The 1,489-nt window shown below is 39.6% G+C and carries 2 protein-coding genes; both read left to right on the top strand.

The window, feature by feature from the left end:
• Nucleotides 1–762: hypothetical protein (locus BLQ00_RS17680; RefSeq protein WP_093145586.1), on the top strand; the 762-nt coding region annotated here is incomplete at its 5' end.
• Nucleotides 763–772: 10 nt separating this feature from the next.
• Nucleotides 773–1,489 (top strand): hypothetical protein (locus BLQ00_RS17365; protein WP_139149465.1); only part of this gene is annotated, 717 nt, incomplete at its 3' end.

The following is a 1,489-nucleotide window of genomic DNA, read 5'->3' as shown; positions in this document are numbered from 1 at the left end:
GCTTCCGCAAGTGCCGGAAACATTCAAATACTCTATACCCTTGGAGAAGTCAATGTACAAGAACGCAGTGCTGGCAACATACAAGTTTCTGAAGGATTTATAAACCCACAAATACTAGCTTTAAGGGTTAGCCCGAAGGTATTTCTTGAAGGACCCTACTCCAGCCCTGAAACAGCTGGATTAATGAACGATGATCTTCGTACCATTTTACCTACAACAAGTCCATATGCAGATGCGCTTACATGCAATGCTTCTGTATTTACTACGACGGGCGAAAATGCTATTGTGGATTGGGTTTTGGTTGAGCTTAGAGATGCTGCAGATCGATCTATCGTTATCGAATCGCGCTCTGCATTACTTCAAAGAGATGGTGATGTGGTTGATGTTGATGGCACTTCAGGCGTATCATTTACCTCTTCTGCCGCAAGTTACTATGTGCTAGTAAATCACAGAAACCACCTTGCGATTCTTAGTGCAAATCCAATCGCGATTTCTGGTTCCACCTTAGTGGATCTAAGCGCGAATCCTTCAGCTGTATTTGGAACCACAAATGCAGTAACCAATATAGGTGGAGCTTATGCAATGTATTCAGGAGATTTTGATGCTAACGGTCAAATTCAGCAGTCAGATACAGCGGGCGTAATACTTTTATTAGGAAGTTCAGGTTACTCTGCAGCCGATATGGATATGAATGGACAAATACAAATAACAGATATTAATAATATAATAACTCCAAATCTTGGATCTGGCGAACAATTCTAAAACTATAACTATGAAAACAAAACTCCTTTATTCTTTTTTGATGTTTTTTACGAGCATGCTAATTACAGCGCAAAACCTTACGCTAACTTTTGATAATGCTCAAATAACAAATGATGGTGCAAACGACTTCTATGAAGTCGATTTATTTATTCAAAGTGATGTCGATTTTGTACTAGGTGTTGGCCTCATTTATTTTGATTACAACACGGAAGCTTTTGGGACTAGTGTTATAGATCCTGCAGATCCTGAACGATTTGTTTTTGAACACCCAGCAGAATCAATTTTAGGATCTCAAACTTTCACTGTAGATAATTACAATCAATTCATCAGAAATAATAATACTGCTTCTACCGTAGCCGTTTCTTGGCAACAATTTTGGAGTTCAGGAGCAATTGGTACAAATGTAACAAGTACACCTGCGTTCTTAGGACGTTTAAAAATGAGGTATATAAATACTGGAGAAACACCCGATTTCTGTTTTAATGTAGCAGGATCTTTATTCGATGATCAATTTTATACTGCATGCGGACCGTTTACTCCAGGACCCGCAGGTGCAGATTGTGCAGGATTTCCAGGTACGCAACTATTCGATTACGATGGTTCCGATTGTTCGGGAGCATTACTTCCTGTCGCATGTGCTGTAAAAACTTGGGATGGTTCTAATTGGAATCCAGCTGGTAATCCTACCGCTACTGATCATGTTGTCATTTCAGACGACTATGATACT

This window comes from Ulvibacter litoralis, from assembly GCF_900102055.1.
Lineage (GTDB): Bacteria > Bacteroidota > Bacteroidia > Flavobacteriales > Flavobacteriaceae > Ulvibacter > Ulvibacter litoralis.
This window is presented reverse-complemented; position numbering and strand designations above follow the sequence as displayed.